The 24,433-nt window shown below is 41.1% G+C and carries 35 protein-coding genes; 1 reads left to right on the forward strand and 34 read right to left on the reverse strand.

Going from position 1 to position 24,433, the window contains the following annotated elements; genetic code table 11:
• Position 1: 1 nt before the first annotated feature.
• From NST39_RS10440 to NST39_RS10560, 25 genes are all read right to left on the reverse strand, one after another.
• Positions 2-1,282 (reverse strand): phage baseplate upper protein, encoded by a 1,281-nt coding sequence (locus tag NST39_RS10440; protein ID WP_341028284.1) that lies wholly within the window; start codon positions 1,280-1,282, stop codon positions 2-4.
• 15 nt (positions 1,283-1,297) lie between these two features.
• Entirely contained in the window at positions 1,298-3,190 is a 1,893-nt protein-coding gene (locus NST39_RS10445) for a right-handed parallel beta-helix repeat-containing protein (protein ID WP_341029968.1), read from the reverse strand.
• A gap of 20 nt (positions 3,191-3,210) precedes the next feature.
• The gene (locus NST39_RS10450; protein ID WP_341028286.1) at positions 3,211-4,953 is read right to left on the reverse strand and encodes a phage tail protein; all 1,743 of its coding nucleotides are present in this window, start codon (positions 4,951-4,953) and stop codon (positions 3,211-3,213) included.
• A gap of 12 nt (positions 4,954-4,965) precedes the next feature.
• Positions 4,966-5,799: a phage tail domain-containing protein gene (locus NST39_RS10455; RefSeq protein ID WP_341028288.1), complete on the reverse strand. Its 834-nt coding sequence runs from the start codon at positions 5,797-5,799 to the stop codon at positions 4,966-4,968.
• Entirely contained in the window at positions 5,799-9,815 is a 4,017-nt protein-coding gene (locus NST39_RS10460; RefSeq protein WP_341028290.1) for a phage tail tape measure protein, read from the reverse strand. Before NST39_RS10460 ends, NST39_RS10455 begins: the two co-directional genes overlap by 1 nt.
• Positions 9,816-9,829: 14 nt before the next feature.
• On the reverse strand, positions 9,830-10,024 hold the full coding sequence (locus NST39_RS10465; RefSeq protein WP_034665790.1) for a hypothetical protein: 195 nt from the start codon (positions 10,022-10,024) through the stop codon (positions 9,830-9,832).
• Between the two features lie 2 nt (positions 10,025-10,026).
• Positions 10,027-10,362, reverse strand: a complete 336-nt coding sequence (gene gpG, locus NST39_RS10470; protein ID WP_044139847.1) for a phage tail assembly chaperone G — start codon at positions 10,360-10,362, stop codon at positions 10,027-10,029.
• A gap of 42 nt (positions 10,363-10,404) precedes the next feature.
• A complete protein-coding gene (locus tag NST39_RS10475) occupies positions 10,405-11,031 on the reverse strand; it encodes a major tail protein (RefSeq protein WP_341028294.1) in 627 nt (208 codons plus the stop codon).
• A gap of 11 nt (positions 11,032-11,042) precedes the next feature.
• A complete protein-coding gene (gene gp17, locus NST39_RS10480; RefSeq protein WP_044139845.1) occupies positions 11,043-11,411 on the reverse strand; it encodes a tail completion protein gp17 in 369 nt (122 codons plus the stop codon).
• Positions 11,408-11,791 carry an HK97-gp10 family putative phage morphogenesis protein gene (locus NST39_RS10485; RefSeq protein ID WP_099682786.1) on the reverse strand — a complete coding sequence of 128 codons (384 nt, stop codon included), beginning with the start codon at positions 11,789-11,791 and terminating at the stop codon, positions 11,408-11,410. The genes gp17 and NST39_RS10485 overlap by 4 nt, the downstream gene beginning before the upstream one ends.
• Entirely contained in the window at positions 11,784-12,149 is a 366-nt protein-coding gene (locus tag NST39_RS10490) for a phage head closure protein (RefSeq protein ID WP_099682787.1), read from the reverse strand. The genes NST39_RS10485 and NST39_RS10490 overlap by 8 nt, the downstream gene beginning before the upstream one ends.
• Entirely contained in the window at positions 12,085-12,426 is a 342-nt protein-coding gene (locus NST39_RS10495) for a head-tail connector protein (protein ID WP_099682788.1), read from the reverse strand. The genes NST39_RS10490 and NST39_RS10495 overlap by 65 nt, the downstream gene beginning before the upstream one ends.
• A 14-nt stretch (positions 12,427-12,440) precedes the next feature.
• A complete protein-coding gene (locus NST39_RS10500) occupies positions 12,441-12,842 on the reverse strand; it encodes a collagen-like protein (RefSeq protein ID WP_341028302.1) in 402 nt (133 codons plus the stop codon).
• A 23-nt stretch (positions 12,843-12,865) separates the two neighbouring features.
• Entirely contained in the window at positions 12,866-13,162 is a 297-nt protein-coding gene (locus NST39_RS10505; protein ID WP_341028304.1) for a hypothetical protein, read from the reverse strand.
• Positions 13,163-13,183: 21 nt separating this feature from the next.
• Complete coding sequence (locus NST39_RS10510) at positions 13,184-14,371, reverse strand: phage major capsid protein (protein ID WP_341028307.1); 1,188 nt, start codon at positions 14,369-14,371, stop codon at positions 13,184-13,186.
• Positions 14,372-14,406: 35 nt separating this feature from the next.
• Positions 14,407-15,039, reverse strand: a complete 633-nt coding sequence (locus NST39_RS10515; RefSeq protein WP_341028309.1) for an HK97 family phage prohead protease — start codon at positions 15,037-15,039, stop codon at positions 14,407-14,409.
• The gene (locus NST39_RS10520) at positions 15,032-16,273 is read right to left on the reverse strand and encodes a phage portal protein (RefSeq protein ID WP_341028312.1); all 1,242 of its coding nucleotides are present in this window, start codon (positions 16,271-16,273) and stop codon (positions 15,032-15,034) included. The genes NST39_RS10515 and NST39_RS10520 overlap by 8 nt, the downstream gene beginning before the upstream one ends.
• 5 nt (positions 16,274-16,278) lie before the next feature.
• Positions 16,279-16,461, reverse strand: a complete 183-nt coding sequence (locus tag NST39_RS10525; protein ID WP_110487093.1) for a hypothetical protein — start codon at positions 16,459-16,461, stop codon at positions 16,279-16,281.
• 11 nt (positions 16,462-16,472) lie between these two features.
• Positions 16,473-18,179: a terminase large subunit gene (locus NST39_RS10530; RefSeq protein ID WP_341028315.1), complete on the reverse strand. Its 1,707-nt coding sequence runs from the start codon at positions 18,177-18,179 to the stop codon at positions 16,473-16,475.
• On the reverse strand, positions 18,179-18,682 hold the full coding sequence (locus tag NST39_RS10535; protein ID WP_341028318.1) for a phage terminase small subunit P27 family: 504 nt from the start codon (positions 18,680-18,682) through the stop codon (positions 18,179-18,181). The genes NST39_RS10530 and NST39_RS10535 overlap by 1 nt, the downstream gene beginning before the upstream one ends.
• Before the next feature lie 402 nt (positions 18,683-19,084).
• Entirely contained in the window at positions 19,085-19,441 is a 357-nt protein-coding gene (locus tag NST39_RS10540) for an HNH endonuclease (protein WP_341028321.1), read from the reverse strand.
• Positions 19,413-19,595 carry a hypothetical protein gene (locus NST39_RS10545; protein WP_341028323.1) on the reverse strand — a complete coding sequence of 61 codons (183 nt, stop codon included), beginning with the start codon at positions 19,593-19,595 and terminating at the stop codon, positions 19,413-19,415. Before NST39_RS10545 ends, NST39_RS10540 begins: the two co-directional genes overlap by 29 nt.
• On the reverse strand, positions 19,592-19,894 hold the full coding sequence (locus NST39_RS10550) for a hypothetical protein (RefSeq protein WP_341028325.1): 303 nt from the start codon (positions 19,892-19,894) through the stop codon (positions 19,592-19,594). The genes NST39_RS10545 and NST39_RS10550 overlap by 4 nt, the downstream gene beginning before the upstream one ends.
• Before the next feature lie 60 nt (positions 19,895-19,954).
• Positions 19,955-20,680, reverse strand: a complete 726-nt coding sequence (locus tag NST39_RS10555) for a hypothetical protein (RefSeq protein ID WP_341028328.1) — start codon at positions 20,678-20,680, stop codon at positions 19,955-19,957.
• 51 nt (positions 20,681-20,731) lie between these two features.
• Positions 20,732-20,902, reverse strand: a complete 171-nt coding sequence (locus tag NST39_RS10560) for a hypothetical protein (RefSeq protein WP_341028330.1) — start codon at positions 20,900-20,902, stop codon at positions 20,732-20,734.
• A gap of 60 nt (positions 20,903-20,962) precedes the next feature.
• Here NST39_RS10560 and NST39_RS10565 point away from each other — a divergent pair, with 60 nt between their 5' ends.
• Complete coding sequence (locus NST39_RS10565) at positions 20,963-21,304, forward strand: hypothetical protein (RefSeq protein ID WP_341028332.1); 342 nt, start codon at positions 20,963-20,965, stop codon at positions 21,302-21,304.
• On the opposite strand, the gene NST39_RS10570 is transcribed toward NST39_RS10565, so the two are convergent.
• The 9 genes from NST39_RS10570 to NST39_RS10610 all read right to left on the reverse strand — a co-directional run bounded on the left by NST39_RS10570 (position 21,286) and on the right by NST39_RS10610 (position 24,433).
• Entirely contained in the window at positions 21,286-21,483 is a 198-nt protein-coding gene (locus NST39_RS10570; protein WP_341028334.1) for a hypothetical protein, read from the reverse strand. The genes NST39_RS10565 and NST39_RS10570 overlap by 19 nt on opposite strands.
• 32 nt (positions 21,484-21,515) lie before the next feature.
• On the reverse strand, positions 21,516-21,773 hold the full coding sequence (locus NST39_RS10575) for a hypothetical protein (protein ID WP_341028335.1): 258 nt from the start codon (positions 21,771-21,773) through the stop codon (positions 21,516-21,518).
• A 144-nt stretch (positions 21,774-21,917) separates the two neighbouring features.
• Complete coding sequence (locus NST39_RS10580; RefSeq protein WP_044139833.1) at positions 21,918-22,352, reverse strand: ArpU family phage packaging/lysis transcriptional regulator; 435 nt, start codon at positions 22,350-22,352, stop codon at positions 21,918-21,920.
• A complete protein-coding gene (locus NST39_RS10585) occupies positions 22,342-22,845 on the reverse strand; it encodes a sigma factor-like helix-turn-helix DNA-binding protein (protein ID WP_341028337.1) in 504 nt (167 codons plus the stop codon). The genes NST39_RS10580 and NST39_RS10585 overlap by 11 nt, the downstream gene beginning before the upstream one ends.
• A 14-nt stretch (positions 22,846-22,859) precedes the next feature.
• Positions 22,860-23,051, reverse strand: a complete 192-nt coding sequence (locus NST39_RS10590; RefSeq protein WP_341028339.1) for a hypothetical protein — start codon at positions 23,049-23,051, stop codon at positions 22,860-22,862.
• A gap of 102 nt (positions 23,052-23,153) precedes the next feature.
• Positions 23,154-23,345: an XtrA/YqaO family protein gene (locus tag NST39_RS10595; protein ID WP_341028340.1), complete on the reverse strand. Its 192-nt coding sequence runs from the start codon at positions 23,343-23,345 to the stop codon at positions 23,154-23,156.
• Positions 23,346-23,432: 87 nt separating this feature from the next.
• Positions 23,433-23,666: a hypothetical protein gene (locus tag NST39_RS10600; RefSeq protein ID WP_144468312.1), complete on the reverse strand. Its 234-nt coding sequence runs from the start codon at positions 23,664-23,666 to the stop codon at positions 23,433-23,435.
• Positions 23,667-23,693: 27 nt separating this feature from the next.
• A complete protein-coding gene (locus NST39_RS10605) occupies positions 23,694-23,909 on the reverse strand; it encodes a hypothetical protein (RefSeq protein WP_341028342.1) in 216 nt (71 codons plus the stop codon).
• The gene (locus NST39_RS10610; RefSeq protein WP_341028344.1) at positions 23,909-24,433 is read right to left on the reverse strand and encodes a putative metallopeptidase; all 525 of its coding nucleotides are present in this window, start codon (positions 24,431-24,433) and stop codon (positions 23,909-23,911) included. The genes NST39_RS10605 and NST39_RS10610 overlap by 1 nt, the downstream gene beginning before the upstream one ends.

The raw sequence follows: 24,433 nt of genomic DNA on the forward strand, positions 1-24,433 counted from the left end.
TTTACCACAACGGAATAGATTCATTTATCTCAATTCTCTTCACCTTGGAATTATCATTTGCGTTGAGACCGTCAAATTTTAATGATCCATCTTTCGCAAGCGTCAAACGTGCCGACCCGTACGATCCAACCGTGGCACCCCCAAATACGGTTTCCCCTGACGGTTTTTGAGCAAAACGGGCAATGACTGTATCGTTCGCCGGGACTCCCTCAAACGATCCCCGAAGAAGTAAGTCATTTTGGCGTATAGAGAATTGGAGAGGATTTCCCGTAAATTGTTTTACTGTTCCAGCGACTAACGTTACTTGGTTCCATGTGCTGCTTAAATCTTTTTCAGTTAGCAATCGATTCCAGCCACTCCATACGTTATTGTTAAGGTAATTTGTATAAATATTGTTGATATAATCTGTTGCATATACCCATCCAAACGTACCCTTTCCATTTGTCGCATCTGTAATGTGGAAGAAACCTCTGAAAGAACGGTTGTTAGGTAAATCTTTTGATTTTGCTATTGCGTAAAAAGAGCCCATCCCTAGACCGTTATCAATCACGGCATCCAAAATGCTAACTGATGTGTCTTTAATTGAAATCAACGGCAAGCCCGTATCGGTCGTGATTTTCTTTTGTTGAAAACCCGCCACAAGGTCTTTCATCTTTTTCGCAGCTGTATCTGCTTTATCTTGAGCGCCGGCGGGTGTCTCTGCATGTTCATCCGTATATTTTTTAGCTACTGCAAGTGCTGCGGCTACTTTAGCTTTTGCACCTTCTTTTGTTTCGATCTTTTCCAAGTCCTCAAACTTGGCTCTCAAATCATCAATCGTTTTTATAGACTCTTCGTAAAGATCATTTATCTTTGATTTTAAAGCTTCGAATTCGTCCACATAGTATTCTGTGACCGGGATAATATCCTGATCAATGAGGGACTTCGAAATGTTAAAAGAAAACTGGTGCACAGACATAGATTGATCATTTGCATAGTACAAATTTAGCTCAGCTTGTACTGTGCCGTAGTGCTTGACCTCTTTGTCTGACAAAACGTACTCGGCGTGACCGTTCACTCGATCAATAATATTTATGTCTCGAATGAATCGGCTGCCGTCAGACATAACTAATACAAGTTTTCCTGTGACAGCTGCTAGAGGCAAAGGGACTCCATCTTTCGTGAGTTTGAATATCAATCGTGCTGTCTGACGATCTTGCGTCCAAAAATTTATGCTGGTTGATACGCTTGAACTGGTATACGCGTTTACATCAAAATCAATTGGTCCGTTCTTATGAATCATTTGTTATCACCTCTCTCATGTTACATTCTCGATTGTTTTAATTGGATCGACACTATTATCCTTCAAGCTGCCTTCTGCGCCAGCTCCTTTAAGCCTGTTCCCAAAATGCTGAATTCTTGAGCATTTGCTAGTCATATACATCGCGTATCTGCATTTTTTTCCACGCACTTTATTGAATCTTGCTGCCGAATCTGTGACTCCATCCATGAAGATAATTCCGTAATACGGGTTTGATGAAGAGGTTCTTTTACCTGCATTCTGAATATCGCTGAAATCAACGTTTATGTCCTCAGAATCTCCTGAAACGGAAATTCCTGAATAGCCAACTTCCCGCAAGGATGTGTTTGTGACATCAATATTCTTACACCCTAATTCTACGCGTACACCGTTCCCCTCGATGTCTCGTCCAATGCTTGATTCGACTTTGCCATTACTGCAGCGAGTTAAGAGCACCCCATGATGCTTGATGTCTCTAAATTGATTGCGAGACACCAAAAAGCCATCCACATCTGATAAATGGATAGCGTGCTTGACCTTTACGCCATTGATTTTATTGTCGGAAACATCCACGTCGTCAATTTTTTGAATCCCTTTACGGCCATATACCTGAATGGCATGACGCTTTTTGATATTGGTGAAAGTGTTATCTTTGACTGAAAGACGCTTTACCTTGTTGACCCTGTTCGTAGGATTGCCGTTCGCGTCTTGTGTGTAGACCGACTCAACCCTTGGAAGCATGAGCCTCACTCCAGATGCACAATTCTTAAATCGGTTTCGGCTTATTAAAACGTCTTCCCATTTGTTTCCTGATATTGCGTACTCGGTCGTATCTTCAAAATCGTTGTTTTCTATATGAATATCAGAATACCAATAGCCATCAGTGCTGGTGTGTGAATCTATTCCGCGAGCATATCCCCCTAGATTCTCTGATCTGCTGAAATAACAATCTCTAACGGTAACATGCTTGCTGACAGTTTGATCATAAGCACCAAAGGCGCCAAAGTTGCCCGCCGATCTCATTAAGTCCAACTGAATTGCAGCAGAAAACCATCTGTCGCCTTTATAATCAGCGAACCCTTTAAACCATACATTCTCTATTAATACGTGTTTATTACCTGCACAGTCAAAGGCATGACCGCCGCACACATCTTTGATCGTGATGTCACGGATGATGATACGCTCAGCATGAGCGAATCCCAAAACTGAACATTGTTCCTTGATCTCTCCCCCCGCGCTGTCAAACACCCCTTGACCGTCGATCAGTAGGTTTCCGTGGCCGTTATAACCTTTTGTCTGGTCTTCTTTATCCCCATTTACAAGCATTGACCCTACAAATCCGCGTCTAATAACTGCGCCAGCTTGTAAGGTTAAGTGAGTGTTTTTATAGATACGTGCTGTCTCCATTAATTTGTATTTTCCAGGAGGAACAACAATGTGCACAGGATATAATTTTGCAAGACTAAGAGCTGCCTTGAATCCTGCGGTAAAACTTCCGTACTTTTTAATAAATCTTTTTAGATTCAGGGAAACGGCAGCTGCTTCTATTTCTTCTTCAAGTAGTTGAAAGTCATAGTCTAATCTGTCTTTTGCTGTGGGATGAATACTTGCATCCCTGGCAACCCGAATATCAACAACTTCTTTTACATCTTTTCCGTCATGATTCAACACTAAATTAATCAGCCTTGACCACAAGTTATCAATTCTATTTGCGACGGAAAATAACCCGTGCATAATCTGATTAGACGTGTGCGCTTTTTTATTGTCTTTATGCGATTGTAATTCACTGGCGTTCTTATTAAGCTCATTCTCAACCGTTTGCATGTCGCCGCGTAATTGCGATTCATAGACTGAATTTCTTGTCGTATCGTAATCCTTTTTGAGCCGGACCAATATGTTCACTCCTTTCATTTCCAAAAGAAAAAACGCTCCTAATTGAGCGTTCTCATCAACTGATCTATATATCTTTTTTGCTGCTTAATCTGCCGCGCCTGGCTTACTTGATAGTCCTGAATATCTTTTCGGAAGTTTGCGAAAGTCATTTTAGGGCTGTCGTATGGGTTGAGAGGATTATAAGAGACAGACACTAACCTTACATCGTCCTCAAACGTGATCCCATTTGCCGTATCAGCAATGACATGTATGGTGTCACCCTTCCAAAAATCCTCTTCTATGCCTTGTAGTGCTGGCTCATAGATATACTGATACTCTGCCTCGACGACCACATCAGGATACGGGTTTACATGCTTTTTCAAAGCAGATACCATGTTGCTTGCTTTTTTTACTGTGTCATCTCTTATCGGCTCACCCCAGCGCGGCTTACCCTCGATCAAAAATTTATCTTCGGCAGGATGAATGTATAGGATTGGCTCGAATTCGTATTCAGGCTCTTTCTCCTTTTCATCCTCGTTCGTTTTTGTATCAGTTGATTTAGTCTCACTTTTCTTAGCTTTCTTTTCTGCACCGTAACCCCATGCGCGAGTTGACGTGTTTTGATCATTGATCTTCAACTTAAAGCCTGGCATATTGTATCGGCTGTCAAAAGTGTAATCTACTACTCTTCCCATCTTTTTATATACATAGATGACGTAGTTGTTTACATCAAGCTCTATCTCATAGTCATCAACAATCTGATCCATTAATTCGATTCTATTCTTTTCGCCGAAGCCGTCTTGATCAACGGTATCAAATGCTGATTCTTTTTCTTTCAGGACATACTGAAAAGGTGTATCCGCAAGTGCAATGTCTAGCGCTTCTTTAATGTTGAGTTTCTTTGACGTTTTTTCCTCGACCCTGCTATTTACAAGAAGAACAGTGTACACATGATTGGCCGTTACCTTTTTCTGCAGCACGTTTTTTCTGCTTTGATCAAGTTCGATATCTGTAATGTAATATTTTTGATGGTTGTAAACTTTTTCATCCAGGTACAGTATGTTCCCTGTAACAAGTAAATCAAATTCAGTTCCGTTATCCTCAGTCCGCAATAGGGTAAAGGTGAAACTCTTCTTACCTGTTGTATCGTCTTGAAGCTCCAACACAGCGCCGACGATTTCCACAAGCTCTTTGCCGTCTTTGGTTGAGACATGCAGCTGCCTAAAATCAATATCAGAAGGTAGCCCGTCATTTAACTCTACATCCTTGCCCTGATACTCTTTACTTGGATAAGAAGGTTTAGTTGGTGTTTCAGGTTCGCTTGGTTCTTCTGGAACATCGGGAACGGTTTCGCCATCGTACTTAGTCAGATTGTATTTTTCAATGATGCTGTTGAGTTTTGACGGGTAATGTATATCAGTAGCGTACCCAGCTTTTGAAACTGCTGCAGTAGCTTTTTTGTAATCTTTTTCACCGACCACTGCCTTGTAACGACTCAAACGGGTGTATAGGCTTCCAAGATCTGCTAAACTCTCTGCGTATGATGGATACTTTCTAAACTTAGCTTGTATCCTTGTAACGTTCCCCTTCTTATCTTGCTCACTTGTCCACATAAGAACATATTTACCGTTATATGTCCCTTTAATTCCAAACAAATTATTTGCTTGTTTAGAAAGACCACTCGTCCCAAAACCACTTTCTAAGCACCCTTGAGCAATGACAAGGCTTGCAAGAACGTTGTATTTTTTGTAAACCTTTTGCGCTCCCGGTGCCAGTTTTTTGATAAAATCAGCCGCAGCCATGACATCCCCCTTTTACGGAAAATAAAATCTTGTATCGAATACAATTTCAAAGTCATTTGTATTCTGTATCTCAAAGTCATTCATACCTTTATCTAAGGATGGCAGCCTTCCCGACGTTTTCAATCTTTTATTACCGACAACGGTATACTGTTTCAGGTTTCTAACCTGCTGGGACTTTTTCAGTTCGGCTTCTATTTTCAATCTTTCGTTATTCGTGTGATTGATAATCGTTATGTTTTTTCCCTTTGCGTTAAGCAGCACATTGTAATCATGCTGCAGTGGATTAATTGGTACGCCGGGATTGAAAACACTAAACCGTTTTTTGTTTTTAAATCGGTACTGCAGATCGTCGCGCCTTTGGATACCCATTCCTGAAAACCATCTCTCGCCGGAAAAATTCTGAGCGCTTAAAGACGTGCCTTTTGACTCTGCTAACCCTGTGATATTGTTAAAATCCACTTGGAAGGATACCTGGTTTTTTTGCTTGTCTTTTGGGATCGTAAACCCTCCATCACACGTAACCGCAAAACGCCTCCCAGGAAGAAGATCACATGAGATGTAATACCAGGAGGGCTGAACAACCAAGTTATAAAACTCATGTCTATACTGATAAAAGTTTGCCGCGATTTTAGCATCAAGCAATATCTCAACCTTGATAGACCTTTCCTTGTACACTATGTCTCGCGGATGTTGGGTTGATACAAGACCGTTAAACCTGGTCAACTGTACAAGCTCCCTGTCAGTGCTCGGCGCGTCAGGTGCAAAGCTGAGCAACTTAAAATAGGGCAGTAACCCCGACAAAGGTTGCTCCCCCATTCCGTCTCTGAAATCAAAATACAGATCCATTATCTTTTCAGCCCTCCTTTATATGCATTCTGTTCGTACTTTTGAGCGCTCTTTTTATCTAGTATGGATGTATCCCCTTGATTAAAAATGATGTCTGCTAAATGCTCACCGCCAATGATGACGGGTGCAGGATGGATTTTGATTGTTTGTCCTGCCGCACTTATGCTTTCATTGCTCGTTTGTAAATTGTTTGATAGAAGACTAATAAGAGCATCTAGCTTTTGGTTTAGAATAGGCGTATCAATTTCGTTTTTTACAGTCAATTCGGCGCGCATCGTGTTTATTTCATCTGCTGCCCCCTGGATGTTAAACGCCATTCTATTAATTTCAGATTTAAAGGACGTCATAGCACCTTGCGCCATTGCTGCTGTGCTCTTTTTCACGTCCTGCGCCTTTTCTCCAAGCCCAATGATAAACCCATCGCCAAAGTTCACACCTTCTGCAATGGTCTTCTTTGCAGGTGATTTTGATTGTATGGAATCTTTCAGCGAACGTATTGCAACTTTACCGATAGCCCAAGCAGCTTTCCATATCGTACCTCCGGTGCCGCCCATGCTACGAATACCGTTAGCAAAACCTTTAGAAAAATCAGCACCTGTGCCAGTTGTTTTCACGCTTGATAAGCCTTGTTTTCCTGATTGTGCTACGGTACTACCTGAATTACTGGCGTTTCCGACTTGGCTACGGATTCCCGATGCAAATTGAACGCCTGCTTTTTGTCCGCCTCCGCCGTCGGTGGTTTTGGCAAGCTGGGCTGTTGCTGTCGCACTAACGGAAGAGGCTGCAGACGTATTGGCACCCTTTGTGCTTGTTATTCCCGCACTGTGGCTCTTTCCTTTTGTTGCACCTGCTTGAGTAGCTTGGGTCGTATTTTTATTAAGATTGGATAATGCCGTTTGGTTTACGCTGCTTGCTGCCGTGCTTGTGCTACCTTTTGTTGAGCTTATACCTGCACTGAATGATTGGCCCTTTTGTGAACCGGATGTTTTAGCTCCTGCATTGCCTTCACTTAGCTTTTGCCTAAGTGCTTGCTGCAGAACTGTACCACTGTTAGATACGTTAACTTTTGATGAAGTAATACCTTCACTAAACGATTGACCTTTTTCTTGTCCTGCAATTCTAGGAATGCCGTTTTCCTCTCGCAGTTTTTGATCAAGCGACTGCTTAAGGATCGTTCCACTTGCTAACGTGTTAGGCGTAGCAGCTGTTAAGCCGTCTGCAAATTCATCGCCCATTTTCTTTCCTGATTCACGGGCAGATGTTGCGCGGTTGAATTCGTTTTCTATCTTTTCAATCGCTTCATTTGCTTTGCTCGCAGACTCTTCTGTAGAACGGCCTAATCCCTCGTTAAACTCTATGAGCGCTTGTTTCGTTTTTTCTAATGCTTCTTCTTTGCTGTCTCCAAGTTTTTGCAAGAATGCTACTTGCTTTTCGGCCCATCGTTCTTGGTACTTTGCTTCACTTTCTTCCATTTCAACAAAAATCCCCATTGAATTACTGGAATACTCTTTTTGCTTTTCAAGGGCTTTTCCTGTTTCCAAGTCCAGCAGTTTTCCGTCTTGAGCCATTTGATCAAATAACGCTTTTGAATTGTTTTTATACGCTTCTAGGTTCTTAGCAAGATCCCTTTGGTAATCGGCATTAGCTTTTGCTTTTAATGCTTTATATCTTTCAGCATGTTTTGCATCTTTCACAATAGCTTCATCCAAGACTTTAATCGTATTGTCTCGATCTTCTTTTGCTGCCTTCTGACCTTCTTTATATAGCTCTGTGATTTGATCATTGTAGCTTTTAGCATTTTTAAAAGAGAGCTTGTTTTGGCTCTCAGAAACCCTCTGTTGAATAGCTAATGCGTCTTTTTGATTGGCCGCAAATTTACTCGTCTCTTGTTGATAGAATGAAATGATACTTTCAAATCGTTTCTTTTGAGAAGCATTCATGTTTGATGATAATAAACCTGTTTCATCCTTCAATTTTTCCAGTTCGCGCATTTTCTCTCTTGCTTTTTGAACATCCTTGTCAATGTTACCAACTAATTGATCTGTCCATTCTTCTCCGATTTTCTTCGTCTCTTTCTCCTGGTCTTCAAAGAGACCCTTGAGAACCGCGATAGCCTCGGTTTTAAATCCTTCCAACTCTTTAATCAAAGATGAAGACATTTCTTGATAAGTGGACAATAGATTGCTCGCCATCTTCTCGGCTTCTTTTCCTGAAACCTGCGTCAGTTGGAAAAGTTGTGATGTAGCTTTTTCTCGAAGATTCACGTATGACCCTGCAGCTTTTTGTGTCGCTTTAGAAACACCCTCGCCATATAGAAGCGCTGATTCTTTTGCTTCTTCTTGTTGTTTCTTTTGGTTTTTAAGCTGCTCATTATACGCATATGTCGCTACGGCAATGCCACCTAATAAAGCCGTTCCACCGACTATTGCAAGCCCCACTGGACCCGTAAATGCTAAGAGCGCACCGATACCCATTGTCAGCGTTGCGACTGCTGTTGTGGCACCCAATACACCCGTAGCAAACAGTGCAGTTTTAGCAACCGTTTGGGCTGTGGCAGAATCCATTTTGTTAAACATGGAAACGATGTCTGCCCCTTTATCAGCTAGACTGCCAAGCGCAGGAAGTAAACTTTTTGTCAGTTTGATTTTTGCACCTTCAACCGCAGAATTAAAAGCGATAATACTTCCTCTTGCATTATCAAGCATGGTGTCTGCCATATCTTGAGCAGCACCATCTGATTCTTTTAGCGCCTTCGTGTTCTCTTTTAATGCCTTGCTGCCTTTTTGTAAGAGAATAGCCCAATGTTTATAAGACTCAGCGCCTACAATGGTTTTAAGAGTGGCGGCTTGCTGCTCTTTCGTCATGCCTTTCATGCCCTTTTCCATTTCTGCAACGACTTCCGGCATGCTTTTCATATCTCCGGCCGCATCAAAAAACGCGAAGCCTAAGTTATCAATTACCTTCTGAGCTTTTTTTGCAGGTGTTGCCAGACGAATCAATGATGTACCAAACGCTTGACCTGCGATAGAACCTTGTAAACCTGCATCACCAAACGCCATGACTGCGGCCGCTGATTCTTCTAATCCCCAACCTAGAGAATTGGCGTTAGGCGCAAGGAACTTCATAGCCTCTCCCATTTGTTCTACGTTGGTGTTTGCGTTAGCAGCACCGTATGCAATTACATCCGATGCGTGACCTGCTTCCTCAGCTTTCAAGGCAAAAGCCTGCATCATATTAGAGGAAATGTCGGCGGCGGCAGCTAAATCTAGTTGACCTGCAGCTGCTAAATTCAACATACCTGGCATGGCTGCGTAAATATCGTTTGCTTTAAATCCAGCCATAGCCAGGAAACTTTGTGCGTCTGCTGCTTGACTAGCAGTAAAAACTGATGTTGCCCCAAGATCCATTGCTTGTTTTTCTAGCTTTTTTATTTCTTGGGCTGTACCACCTGAAATAGCTTGGACCTTACTCATTTGCTTTTCAAAGTCCATACCCACTTGTACTGCATCTTTTAGTGGGAGGGCCAAGCCAGCAAAAGCAACACCCGTAGTCATTGCTACCGAAGCACCCGTACTTCTCATTTTGTTGCCAACTGTATTCATTCTTTGGCCCATTTTATAAAGCGATGAGGATGTTCTTTTTATCTCAGCTTCCATCCTCTGAATTTTGTTGGTCGTTTGTGTTAACGCGTTTTGCGTTTTATTCATTTCAGCTGTTGCATAGTTCAGTCGGCGGGCTAGGGTTTGCGTTGATTCAGCATCCTTTCCCTTCTTGATGGCTGAATCTGCATACGCTCTTTCAAGCGCTTTGACCTTCATTTTATGCTGGTCTAATTGCTGTGAAAGGGTTCTTACTTTCGTCTGTGATGTTTTCAGTTCATTGCCCCACACACCAACAGCAGTCTTATTTTTTTCAAACTCAGACTTTATGTTCTTCATTTGAGTTGAAATTGCTTTCATTTCCCCGTTAAATTGGGACGAATTTGAATACAGCTTTACTTTAATGTCTTTGCTCAATCCCTCACCACCTTTTACAGTCCAGGTATCTGATCAATGTATAAAGGTTTATCCGATGCTGTAGCGTTCTTACTTGGCTTTTCCTTGCTCGCTTCTTTCCTGCGTGCAAGGCGTTTTAGGTGATAGACAATGTCCATTTCGTCTATCTGATTTTGAGTAAAGCCAATGTCCTCTAATGCGTTATACATATCTAAGACAGCATCGGACAAACTTACTCCCCCGGCTCTGCTTCCTCTGCAGTTTCAGGATTCAGGATCTTGCTCGCTTCAACGATATTTCCGATGACATAGTTTGCAGTTGCGTAGATTGTTCTAGTTAAAAGTCGTGAATCAATGCCTTGTTCAAATTCTTCTGCAGTGAATTTGTTTCCGAAGACTTCGCAGATAAACTCTGATTGTGCGCTTGTATAAAGTCTTTCAGGATCATTTGATTCAAAGTCTTCTGTTACTTCTACCGCGGTTCTAAACAAAGCACCTGTGATAAAGCTAGGTGTCGAGAACTTCTTTTTTTTACCGTTTAAATGCAAAGTGATTGTCATTGCTTCCATGTGTTATTTCCTCCCGATTACAAAATAAAAAAAAGAGCGTTATTAAACGCCCTTTCCAAGGTCTGCTGAACTTGTGGAATCCTCTGTTTCTTTTCCTTTGGCGAATGATGCGCCGTCATATACAACTTGTTTAAACCATTCTTCCGGATCAAAGCCTTCGTCGAATTCAGCTTGAGCCTTCCAACGGTTTTTCCCTTTCTTATTTTGAAGCGTCATGAAACCTGCTTTAAACTTTGGTGTTTCAGGATCGGCTTTCCCTTCGGTAGTTTTGTGTTCATTGCCCAGCAATTCAGGAAGCCCCTTCAAGAACCAATAATATCTGTGCCCGCCTGTGGATGTTTTCGCTCTAAACCCGAAAGCCAAGAAAACCGCCTTATCATCAGAACTGGCAAAAGAAATCCCATTTTCGACCTTGTGACCGAAAATCTTATTTTGTACCTCAATAGGTAAATCCGCTAGTTCAGCCTCAAGGTCAATGTCACCCATGTTGTTAAATGAATCATAGACACCATTATCAGCCCAAAATTTAGATTGCTCTGATTTAGGGTCGACTTTTACGTTTACAGCTCCTGGTATTCTTGAAGGCTTAGCGTATTCAAGCCCTTTTTCATCATCCTGAATAAGCTCAGCGTAATGAAACATATCTAATCCGTAGATTGTTTTCCCCATCTGTTTTCCTCCTAGAAAAATGTTTTGACGTACCTCATGCCTCTGTGAAAGATCTTTGTATCTGTTTCGTAAAGATCCACTGAATCATATCTTCCGTAACCTAAATCTTTCATAAGACGATCTATTTCTTTCGCTATTTCTGTTTCGTCTTTCCGTGTGTCTGCTTTTGAAAATATGCTTAGTTGGAACCGTACCTCACTTGCTGCGGAATGGTTGTCTCTGTACTCTTGATCCCTATTTGTAATCTCTGAAAACACAACCCTTGGGAATGCGGCCACATCATCGGCCACTAGGTTATGAAAACCACCCGTGACAAGCTGCTTTAACTCTTTGTTTTTTATTAACGCTGCACTCAATTCCTTCTTCGCATCAAGACTCATTTAATAGGCGCCGTGATAATTCTTTCCATGATCTTCACAGCTTGTCCCTCCCCTTCGATTCCGGCTTTCTCGATGAATGGATGCGGCGGCATTTTGGATGTGCCCCATTCCAGGAATCTACCACGATAAGCAACTTTTTTATTCGGTCCCACAGTTACAAACAGTTCACCATCTCTGGATTCTCTTGCAGCTGAAACGGTGATGTTATCGACCATGTGAGGCTGATTTTTTGAACTCTTATTCACATTACGTTTTTGATACTCTGCTATTACCTCACCGCCAGCTTTAAGGGCAACCTTTTCAGCTTTTTCGACGTCGTCACCGATTTTATTAAAAAATCTTGTTAGATCTTCGAATCCATCAATATCCATATCAGCCATTTATGCCAACCTCACTGCATGTGACTTCAAGTTGCTTCTTTTTATTTTCGACGTCGTTGAAATCCATTACGTCGAAAGTGCGATATGTTGGCTCTCCTGCGTCATCGGTTCCCGTTTGATGAAGGATTCGCATGTCTTGTGTAACGTCTTCTCTGTATCTTATTGTTATTTTCTTTGGTGACTTGACGCCTAACGCGCCTGCAACAAGCGTGTCTGACTTTGAGCCGGAAAATCCTTCGATTGAACCCCATGTCTCAAAAACATTTTCATAAGATTCATTCCATTTCAGTTCGTCATCCTGTACCCTTTTCTTTACTTGAAAGGTTAAGCGACGATTCAACTCGCTTATCTTCTTCATCCTCTTCTGCCTCCACATAGCGAAGTTGGGTTAGTTGATCCCGAATAGTAAAAGGGATGGATGAGCCGGAAACGCCTGACTCATACACCCCTCGATTTTCGTACCAATGAGCAACAAGCATGCCTGTTACAAGCGCATACTGTGCATTTCCTTCCACATAACGTCCTATACCATTTTTGATATATCCCTTTGCTGCAGTAATTAAGGATTTAAGCAAGGCGTCATCTTGATCGGTATCAATTTTTAAATATTCATCTTTCAGCATTTTTAAATCCATAGAAGACCGCCTACTTATTCAGTATTTTCTTTACCCTCAAGCTCATTGACTCTCGTCTGTAACTCGGTGATCAAGTCTTTTACTGCAGAATTAAGATTCTCCCACATCACACTGCCAGTGCCTATAGTACGAGAGTTAACAGATTTATCTGCTAAATGGTCGTTTTTAATAGACCCCGTTTCAATTACTGCGGGATCGCCTTTGTCACCTTTTGGGCCTTGCTCTCCTGGATCGCCTTTTTCTCCTTTCGGACCTTGAGGGCCTTGTTCACCAGGATCACCCTTTAACCCCTTCACATAAAGAGGATTTTCTTCGCTATTGTCTTTCACCGTAACTGCTGTGATAGGTTTACCATCAGGGCCCGCCTCTGCAGACGTGAATACTCCATTACTTTCGTTTAGGTAATCTTTTGCCATGTTAGATCAATTCCTTTCAATTATTATTCTTTGCTCAGTTTGCTTTGCAGCTCTTTTATTTCGTCTTCCATTCCTTTGAGTCTAGTTTCAATAGACGAATTAAGATGCTCCGGCATGATACTTCCTGTCCCGATGTTTGCCGACCGGACAGCTTTTTCAGCCAGCATTTCATGAGTAACGCTTCCTGGTGCAGCTGATCCGCCGCCACCTAGACTAACTTCCTGACCATCTTTGACGATTTTTCCTCCTGCAAATTCTAAAACACCACCAATGACAGTTCGATCCCCGCCATCAGTGGTGTAGTTTTTTGTCACTCGCATGACCCTTCACCTCTTTTTTATTTACTCGCTTATTGACAACTGGCCGTATACTACCGCTTCTTTATCCCAAGCCACAACGTCTTCACGTTCAATTGCTCGTACTTTTGTTGTGTTTGTTTCAAATGATCCTGCAGCAAGATTCGTATAGTCGATAGACTGTTGCTGACGATCAAATAAAACGATAGCCTCTTTTAAATCTCCAATGATTACAGGTGCTTTCCCCTCTTTGGTTTTGAGAACCCTGTTTGAAATCACTACTACAGGACGACCGAATAGCATTTTGTTTGTCGGGTCCGTAGGTACATCTTTCATTAGATATTTGCCGTCCGCATCTTTCAATTGATCAAAGTAATTAAACCCATCTTGGTTTGTCATGATGATTGCTCCAGCAGAAATGGCAGGGTCAAGTGTAACGTTTAAAGTCTTTTTAATATCGTCAAAACCTTTAAATTTCACCTTTTTCAAGCCTTCAAGAATAGCCAGAATAAGAGCGTTTCTTGTTGCGACTGATTTTTTAACAAACCATTTTGCAACATATGACATAATCGCTTGATCAGTATCTTGCAACAATGTATTTGAAAGTGGCAATAGTCCTGCGTAATCAGTGATACTGTATGACAGCTTCGTAAACTTAGGTTGATCTGTTTCAGGAATTTCCCCCATTTCCTCGATGTCTAGGAATGGTGTCATGTCTGCATTTTTTTCAAGCATACGACTACCTGATCGTGTTGCTACCGGCTCGACCGTGATATATTGCTCAAGTTGATGTAATTGCTCCCGCTTTAACTCTTTAATGGTTCTTGAAATATCTTCAGGAATCAGGATCCCGCCGTCTTCCTCGTTTTTCCCTGACATTGCCCTGAACTCAGGATTTTCTAGAAATTCACGTTCTTCATGTGTTAAGGATTTACCACGAAGAGACTTCATGAACAATTGGGTGAATTTCTTTTGGCGTTCTTCTTTATCTCCTTCGGCTCCTTTTCGTCCCTCCGGGTTGCGTTCTTGCTCCGGCACAAAATTTTCACCGCCAGGTAAATCAGGCACGTTCAGCGAGCGTCCTTCTACCATCAGATCAATTTGATTTTTCAGCTCTTTCACTTCATCAAGAAGCTGGCGCGCCTCCTCTGTTTTTCCTTCTGCTAGTGCTTTATCTGCTTCTTCTTTCTTTCGCGTAAACTGCTGACGTAATTCAATTTCTTTTTTAGACATTTTTATTTTTCCTCCTCATAGAACGCAAAAAAGCCTTATTCGGGAAGATCAAGGCTTAAAAGTTCCAATTCAATTTTTAAAGTTTCATCTGTTGGCGTGCTTCGTTGTTCTTTCATTTCTTCTACTTTCTCTAAACTGCGGGCACCTACCACAGCTTCGGTGTCACTGTACGCAGGTGTCGTTACAAGAGAAATGTCATAAATGCGGTGAATGCTGTTTATTCTTCGTTCGTATATGTCTTCATCTTCATTTATGCGCCACTCATCAGGTTCTTCGCCGTTATAATCCAACGAAAAGGCAAAAGAACATTGATTAATAACGCCGCTGCGTATATTCTCCATGAGATCGCGCGCATATGACGTGTCTGACGGTTTAAATCTGAATTTAAGACCTATGCCATCTATTTCTAGTTCAAGCCGTCCTGACTCACCTGAAACAGTGTTTCTTGCTAAAGGAAAGTCTTGTCTGTGATTGAAAAGCGCAATTACGTTTGATAGATCGGTAGATTCTAAAGCGTTCCTACTTATGATCTCCTTGAACCACCCCAAACGTTCGGACCACTTTTCAAACTTCAAAGCATAACCTTCCACATATTCAGCTTGTCCCTCACCGTCGGAACGGATCTCAATTGGCGACGTCAGCAGCCGCACTTCTTTTTCCTTACTCATTCTCGCTGTCACCTCCCTTCATGGCCGCACCAGCTTTAAGCCTCTGGTATTCTTCCATAAAGTCGAGAAACACATAATTCAAGCTAGAAAGATATTTCTCGCCATGTTCGATAGGGTTTCTTTCAATCAAGTCACGAATCTCATTTTTATTTAAAAGACCCGCTTCACTCATGGTCTTAAAATACTCTGCTTGAGTTTTACTGTCGCCGCGCAGCTCACTATCAACATTGAATTTTACATAATGACCGGCTTTTTGGTCGTTGTCAGTAAACAACTTAATATTTAATTCCTGTTCAAAATTCACGATCCACGGTTGCAATGTGTTTTTTACGTATTCCAGGGATTGATGCTCAATGTTTGAAAATGTGGCTTTATCAAGCTCATTGAGTTTATGCAACGGAACTTTATAAATCATTGAAATTTGTGCTTTATTGAATTTCATAGATTCTACAAACTGCGCTTCTTCCAACGGCATGGCAATAGATTGATATTCTAGTCCATTATCAATAATCGCTATGTTTTCACCCTGGTTGACCCGCAGCCATTCTTTACGGACGTTCTCTTTTGGTTTTTCATCCAAAAAAGAGGGTACTTTTAGAATGCCTCGCGGCGTGGCTTCGTTTTTATATAGTTTTGCGTTATATTTTGTCGCAGCTGCTTGAGCGCCTATGTGCTCTCGTATTACACCAATAGGCGACTTACCGTGTATACCATCCGTTGATAGACCTTTAAAGTGCAGCACTTGGTAATCATTAAGTTCCATCGTCCTTCCGTTAACGGTGGTTTGGTACCATAGCCTCCCTGAGTCGGGATGGATGTATGCTTTTGTTGCATCCGACCGCAACGGGTATAGATTTTCAGGGAAACCGTGAGCCCCAAACTCAATCATCGAATAGGCATTCCCCCATGTGAGTACATGCGTCATCATCAGCTTTTTCCACACATAAGCAGTCATGTACGGGTTTGGCCTTGCGTAGATCATATAGGCTGATGGATGATTAGGGTTTCTGTTGACTCCTTGACTCTCTTTTTTAAAAGTGTGTATCGGTAGCTTTGCAATGTCATCAGACAATACGTTGACACATGCGAAAATGTCAGGCTGCTCAAATGAATTACTTTCACTGACTCTTTCACCACTGGCCGTTTCTCTACCTCCGAATAGATTGATCAACTGACTGAAACCGTCTATTGTTGTTGAGCTGGATCGTTTTTCAAAAAACTTATCTATAAACATTTATTTCACCTCTCTTTCTGCCGCGCGTGATTTGACAGCAAGTAGGCATAAAACATAAAAAATACACCCGTCAGAAATAGACCGATGTTCGTATTTACCCGATACGCTGCCAGCAGAATAAAGATGCACCCTCCAATAAACAGCAAGTCGTTTAATAATAATTTCAGATAAACAATAATTTTTTTCACTCTCTCACATCCTAAAAACTGAAATTTCCTGAAAAGTGTTCGTTTAAGTCAACGTTTGCACCCATATCGTGATACATGGCCCTAGCAAAAGCATTCATCATCGCTGCAGCTGGATCTATTCTTTGTGGTGACTTCGCTTTGTCTAGCATGATGTTTTCTTGTGCGTCTTGCTTAATAATCGCATTGTTAAATGCAAATGTGAGCAATGGATCGTTTGCATGAATGACTTTACCCTCATACACCTTTTGCCTAAAGTCCTTTGTAGGTAATGATAGATGCTGAATTCTCTGCGGTAACTCAACCATATTAAATCCCTTACCCTCAAGCCGTTGTGCAAGGTGCAGCGCATTCCATTTGTCGTAAGCAGCTTCAATGACCCTTAATTTGTTGACGTGAGCAAATTCAATAATCCACCTTTCGACAAATTGATAATCAACCGCTTCCCCTGGTGTGAATGTCATCCAACCTTGATCACGCCATAAATCATAAGGCACTTTATCAGTAGCCATCTTCTCCTTGGCTCGTTCTTCGGGGATGAAGGAATGCTGACCAACATAATAAAAACCATCAAGAACGCCAACCCATCCGACAGAAGTCAAATCTGTAGTCATAGATAAATCTAAGCCAAGATAGATCGCCATTTCTTTGAGATCGGACATTTCTCCAAAACAAGCACGCCATTTCGACATTTTCATATAGCCGTTGTCCTGTTGATCGACCCATCCATTCATGTTTTTTGTAAGGAAACTTCTCATCTTTTCAGGCACATCTAATGCAACTTTTAACGCTGCCCTTAGTGATTCCATCCCCTCCGGGTAAGTTGCTACAATCGGGTTTGCCTTAATCCAATTCGACTCTTCCTTTATATCGTCCTCGGGATCAAGCTCACAGATCATAACAAAATAATCATCGTTTTTAATTTCAATGTCGGGATCAAGAATCTTGGAAACATATTGATACTCTTTAAAACACGGCCCGTTCAAGTTGAAACCTGCAGTAGTAATGATAATCATCAAAGGGCTACGACGGGCGACCATACCGCTGTCAATAACATCATATATTTCACTTGTTTCATGAGACATATATTCGTCGACTATCCCTAGTGATGGGTTTTTTCCGTCTCCAACCTTTCGGGCTTCACGGGATAACGGTTTGATAATTGAATTTGTTGCGTATTTTGTGACCTGCCCGTTAGCATCGGTGTATTTCCCCTCTAAAATCGGTGCGTGCTGTAGTTGTTCAAGGATTGCTTGATAGACTTCGTCTGACTGCTCCCTTGACCAACCAGCAATAAACACACGATGTTTTTCTTTAGTGGGAAAGATTTCATATGAAGCCATGATAGCCAGCAATTGTGATTTTGCGTTTTTTCTCGCTAACTGGATGTAAGCCTTTCTAAAACGCCTGGCACCATTGACCTTTTTGTAAAATCCATAGATATTAGCAGCCATGAATAGCTGAAAGTCTGTAAGTTCAATCGGCTGACCTGCCAATATGCCTTCCACATGGTTAAACTGCTTGGCCCATTCATAAAAATCAAGGACTGCTTCGGCGTCAAAATAATACAGACAATCCTCGTCGGCTAACCGCTCTACGTCTCTGGTAAATCTTTGAACAGCTTGCCTGTGCTTCCTCCCAGCTTTTATTTCCCCTGTTTGGATGTTTTCGCAATATGACCATACGCGCTCAATTAAAAGCTCCGCTGTCATCTCTTTCATTACATGCGCCCTCCAAAGCGTTCTTCCTCTTTTGACTTCGGCTTGTCATCCTTTTTAGGGATCACAAGTTTACAGCGAGAGGAAATGGTTAATCCTAGATCACTTGATGCTTGTCTGCATTGTTTAAACAGTTTGTCTTGATTTATTAGAAGATCACCATAGGCAGGATTCGCAATTTCAAATTTTTCACCATCTGAATTTTCGGTAAGTGCTGTAATCGGCGTATCTAATATGATTTCTGTTATTTGTAAATATTGTTTTCGAGCAAACAAAAAACGGGCAAGCGCATCTACATCTAAATTTGTCATAATTCCGATGTTTTTGAGCTCGTCCGCTATCTTTTTGAATTCTCTTTTTAAGTCTTTTGGTAAATAAGAAGGAGCTTTCACTTTGTCATCTGGTGCCTTAATTTCCTGCTCTCTTCTTTCTGCAATCTCTTTCTTGGTAAGGTTTTTCTTCCCTTTCACTAGCAACAAGTCAACTGGTTGTCTCGGCCTTGCCATCCCCTCACCTCCTTCCGAATTTTCATTTAGGGAATTTCTCGCGATGTTGAGGGAGACGCGGTCTACAGCAAATCCTTTCTAGGGATTTAACCCTGGGGGGTGCCTTCAACTTCAATGCGAAGCTGATTCATGTCTCTTTCTAAATCTGCTCGTATTGAATCTATTTTCTTATAATGTTGATCAAGTAGACTTTTGTTCCTCGTCATTCGAATAGCATTATATAGCCTACTGATTTTACTTTGCTGCTTTCTGATTTCCGCATTTGTATAGTAGGATGTGTACTCAGCTTTACACCTCGGACAAACTAGAAGATGTTGTTTAATCCCTTCGCCAATCTTTCTAATCCTAGAACAACTTTTAATAATGAATGTTGTTCCACATTGATCACACACGCATGTTTGATTAACCATTCCCAAACCCTCCATCTTCTTTAGCGGTCTTCCTACTGTGACAGGACGCACACAGTGGCTGCCAGTTAGAAGAATCCCAGAATAGTTTTTTTCCTCCCTTATGTGGCTTGATGTGGTCCACCACTGTAGCAACAATACGCTTACCTTGTAACATGCAAGACTGACACAAAGGATGCTTTACTAGATAACCTTCACGCGCTTTACGCCATCGGCTATTATACCCACGGCGAGATGATGATTCACGGAACAGATCATATAAAGGCTTCGATGTCTTATGCTGCTGGCAATATCCTTCACGCGTTAGTTGAGGGCAACCAGGTTCATTGCAGGGTTTCAGTGACTTCTTCATTGATTGCTACTCCTTGGACGTCTAATACCTCAGCATCTAAACCGCCATCAAGAATCATAATGCCAGTTTGAGCTGCTTTTTTAGCTACTTCTCTAAGCGCATCTTTTGCATCCTTGCTTAATAGACAATCCGTTTTAAGAACTAAAATTTTCATTTGATTTCCTCCTCATTGATATGAATTACATCAATGGCATTTTCCTTCAACCATTGAAATTCATAGCTGTTGATTATTGGATTTCGATAATAGCCCGGCAGTAAAATTAAAATTGTTTCGCTAGGATTCACCCCGTCCAGCAATGCAGGGTCCCTAGAAACATAGTGAGGGTATTTATATTGTGGGAATTTCTTTTTCACATGTCGCCATAGTGCTCTTGCGTGACGAGTGTTTGCCCCTACGATGAAAGTCCTTGTGCGTTGTTTTGAACAACCTTTTAAGATTAAGAGTTCTACCACAGATAACTCCTCCATATAAAAAGCACCGCCCTATTGGACAGTGCTATCATTCACGTTTTTTCAAGGACGAAGGTAAATGCCTCGTTCTTTATCCCAAACTAGATCATCTTTTGTCGGCAGCTCATCCATTGCTTCTCCGCGTTTATACTCAATCCTTTTTTCAATTGGTTTCTTACCCTTATTCCCAAGTGTCCGCAGATTAATATAAGTAGAGCCAACTGTATCAAATCCGCCCGTTTTCCAATTGAAATCTATATCAATCCGTCCTTCCAATGGCTCACCATTGTGAATCACTTCAGGAACTGAATGTATATCTTTCAATGTGATTTGTAGCAAAGGAGGTTCCGATACAGTTGTTGCTTGTTCGGTGCCGTGTTCAGTTCTTTTTCGTTCTTCGTACGGAACATATTCCCCAGATACCACGGACCATCTTGGGTCAACAAAGAACCCAGATACCGTAACGCCCTTATCTCTTAATATAGTGATAGTTGTCTCCTGTACGCCTTCTTCAACCAACACAGTATTTAAAAAGGTACTTCTTTTAGCGGCAGATTCCCCGGTAATCCGTACATTTGGATACTCTTTTGTATACATATTAACCATTGAATCCTTGACGACAATCGGTAATTCTTTAATTGCAGCCAGATGCGCAAGCGCTTTTGTCTTGCCGATTCGTCTTGTCCTAGCAGTGATAACGATCAAAGTCTTCTTAGTTAACGCTTCATCAAGTTGGTCATAGATGCTTCTGTAAGTTAAGTCTAAAAACATATTCAACACTCTCCTCATAATAAAAAGCACCCATCCATTGGAAAGGCGCTTCACATGTATTTCACTCGTTTAGAATAATTTAATTTCTACACCTTGCACTAAGGCATAGATAAAATCTTTCTCTGTCGGATAATTCTTTTCAACGATTTTTGTCAAAGAAATCAAATCGTTGGTGTCAATAGGTAAAAGTCTGTTGACCCCATCTTTTTTTGAATAAACAATAATGTTCTTATTTGTCATTCTCTTTTCTCCTTACTCATTGGTATAATATTCCTATATGTTTAGATAGGAGGTGAAAATATGAGTGATATTAAGTCAGATATTCAAAATACATTTAATGAAATGATGATCATTAGTAAAGCGCTGCAAGATTTAAAGCAAGAAAGTATTAGTCTAAATAACATAAAAAGTGAAAGGTTTGGTATTCTTTTTTTAGGTGAGAAATTTAATACAATTAATTCAGCTGAGCTTCGAGAAGTATTAGCCCGTCATTACAATCTTGACCTTCCTCATGAGGCTTTGTTAGTTGCTATTCCACAATTATGTAAACATAACAACATGCAAATTAGAGCATTAAAAAATCTGCAAAATCTTAATAAACTAGATGAGGAACCTTCTATATATCAAATAGAACTATTTTGACTAGCAATATATTTTAGATTAGCTGCTTGATTTGCTAACGGTGACAAACCTAGAACAGATCTTGCTTTGTTAATTGAGATATTTCCAGAATTAATATCATTCAAAAGCTGTTCAGCTTGCATCCGTTCATCATCAACCTCTGTTGCCGCAGGGGTTGTTTTATTTTGCTTGTCGCTCATACTTGTTACCTCCTGTCATTTATTCCACAAATTCAATCGGCAAGACCATTCGCCAGCATATCAATTATGCGCTCTTGCGCTTCCTTGAAAGACATATCCTCGGCATCAAAGAATGTATACTCTGATTTAATCATATTGCCCTTGTGTTTAATTTCAGCATTCACAACGACATAAGGAACACGCTTAAACGGTATGAGTAAATCTGCTCCTCGATATAACTCCTCAACTTCTTCTTTCATGTGTCGCTCCATAGAGATTACAGTTACTTCTACCACAGCTAACACCTCCATATAAAAAGCGACCTCCACAATGGAAGCCGCTCTCAATTTATCGCATAATACAATATTACAACCTTTTTCACGTCATGCTGCGCCAACATTACGCCAAAAACACGCCACTTTTACGCCAAAATTCAGCCAAAATAAAAAACACCTCTAAACGGGTGCTTTAAATACAACTTCATTGAGAGCATAAGCGAGATCAAGAAATGTCTTTCCTTTCAGGCGTGTATATGATCTTTCACTCATGCCAATTTCATTATAAACCTGGTAATCGAAAACAGGTTCTTGCTGCATGTAACGTTTTATGATTATCTGTCTCTCATTATACGGAAGACGATTGACAGCCTTTTGCACTCTCTCAAGATATACATTTCGTTTCTGTTCCCACTCAATACGTTTAATGGCCGTACTCTCAGTAGATGAATGAAAAGCGTTCGTCACAGCTGGAGGGACGATACTAAACCCGGCCGTTATTTTAGGCAGCATATCGTCCGGGACCTGGAGAAGATACAAACGATAGTTGTCGAGTATACTTTCAACTCTTTTTCTCGTTTCCTTTTTGTCTATTACAGGCGGTTCACCCAACATCAGCGTATCTCCTTTCTCCCGATCTCAATTCCTCTACCTTTCGAGCGATCTTTTTTCTTGCCCTCTCTATATGTTTTTGGACTGACCCTTTTGCTATACCATGAAGTGCGGCACATTTACTGAAAGATAGGTTATGACCAACAACAGTTATATAAATCTCTTTCTCCTTATCCGTCAGCGTAGACATGGCATACTCGAGTAAATCCAGTTCATTTTCGTTTACTGCTAGCGGGTCAGATTCGGGAACGTGGTATGTTGAATATAGGAAGTCAAGGACTTCTATTGTTGTGAATATTGTGCGTTCATAATAGGAACGGCGATCCATGCCACGTCTTGCACTTGGTTGCCTTTGTGTTTCCATCCACTCTATCGCATATTCTAGGTCAAAAATCATTGAACGGTACGTTTTCATTTCCCCTTCGTCTGTAGATGCTGCCAAACTCCTTTTAGTTTCTTTCAACGCTGCTTTATATTCCTTGATTAAATCTTTCAAAATACCACCCCCTTTTATTTGCTTTTAAATGCCCCGCCACGCCCTCTTTTATATGTTGTGCGATAAATACCCATAAGCTCTCTTAACTCTCTTTCTGAAAGCTCCTGCGTGTGATTTCGGGTACGTTTGTCCTTAGGGACGTCAGTTCTTTTCGTTGACATAGATTTATAACCCGCTTTTAGAAAAGCAGCTCTCAACGTTTTCATTTTGCTTTCTCCTTTTCTGAAAATAAAAAAGGGACACCAATCACACAGCGATTTTTGCTGTCATGATCAGTGTCCCCCGGCTTTCCGGTAGAACGGTTATATTTACTCGAATAACTCGCCTTCGTTGAAATTAACACGAGTTACCTTGTTGTCATGTGTAACGATCTTTGTTTCCCCGTGCGACGGCAGCGGTGAAAATCTCGCTTTACCATCAGATATAACGAGAACAATAGGTCCTTTTCTTGTTAAAGTCTCAATATCTATAATTTTACTTGGAATGTCTTGTAATCTCAAGTCTTTCATTGCCTCCTTAATTTATATACATGACCGCTAAAGCTGACAACGATCCAAACATGATATAAAAGATAAGTAGACGATTTCTCATTCTGCTACCTCCAATCCTTTCACATGCACCATTGATTTGAGGTACGGATGGTCTTGTAATTCCTGTAAACTATCATGAAATCCATTTGCGACACCTTCACCATTTAGGCTGACTAAAGCGTACTTATATCCGAACATTTCCCCGAAATATAGCTTTGCAACTAGGTATAGGCCCATGCTTGTATTGCCATGAAAATCTTCTAGAATGTCTCCAATGCTCAACAGCTTCATTTCTTCACCTTCCTGATATCATTAACATTATCTGATTTTGTGATTATCAAATATCATTTGAATAGACATTAATACTAAGTAATTGAGTTCATGCATGCTTTTCGCATGAGCAATTCTTCTAATTGTCCCAATTTCAAAATCAATAAATTCATAGCCTTTTCTGTCACTTTTTGATATGAGCCGATCTATCTTTCTTTTTAATCGAATCAGTTCCTTATCTTCTTTGGTTTCGGTATGTTCCACTATTTCACCCTCTGAATTCGTTGTTCTCTGGTCACATCATCGATATTCATTTGGTGATCAGCCTCCCGCACAACTGCGGCGAATGATTCGATACCCGTATCCCAAAGGCCATGACGCTCTATGATTTCGGAAAATTCCTCTACATCATGCTCTCGAATGCCCCAACTGTCAGGGTCATCGGCGGGCCCGTACACAGTGATCCAATTCCTCGGATCTTTCGGGTCAGGTTCTTCAGTTTTGGTACGTGTAAAATGACAAAGTTCATGATCGACCAGGGCGGCACGCTGTTTCTTGTTCATTGCCTTCCAGGATTCCTTATTTACGAATACAAAAAGCATGTAATCAGTCATATGGCGTTCAAAGGCCGTGCATTTTTTCGCTTTCCCCGCCCATTTGCTGCTTCCTTCTCGAATATAAAACCCAATGTGCCCAATCGCATCTTTTAAATGTGGGTGGTGTTCATCAATTAAACTTTTAGCCAGCTGCCGCACCTCGTGTGATTCTTCAAAACCTACAAAAACCAT

The sequence above is a fragment of the Bacillus sp. FSL W8-0645 genome (assembly GCF_038007905.1).
In the GTDB taxonomy this organism is placed as follows: domain Bacteria; phylum Bacillota; class Bacilli; order Bacillales; family Bacillaceae; genus Bacillus; species Bacillus pumilus.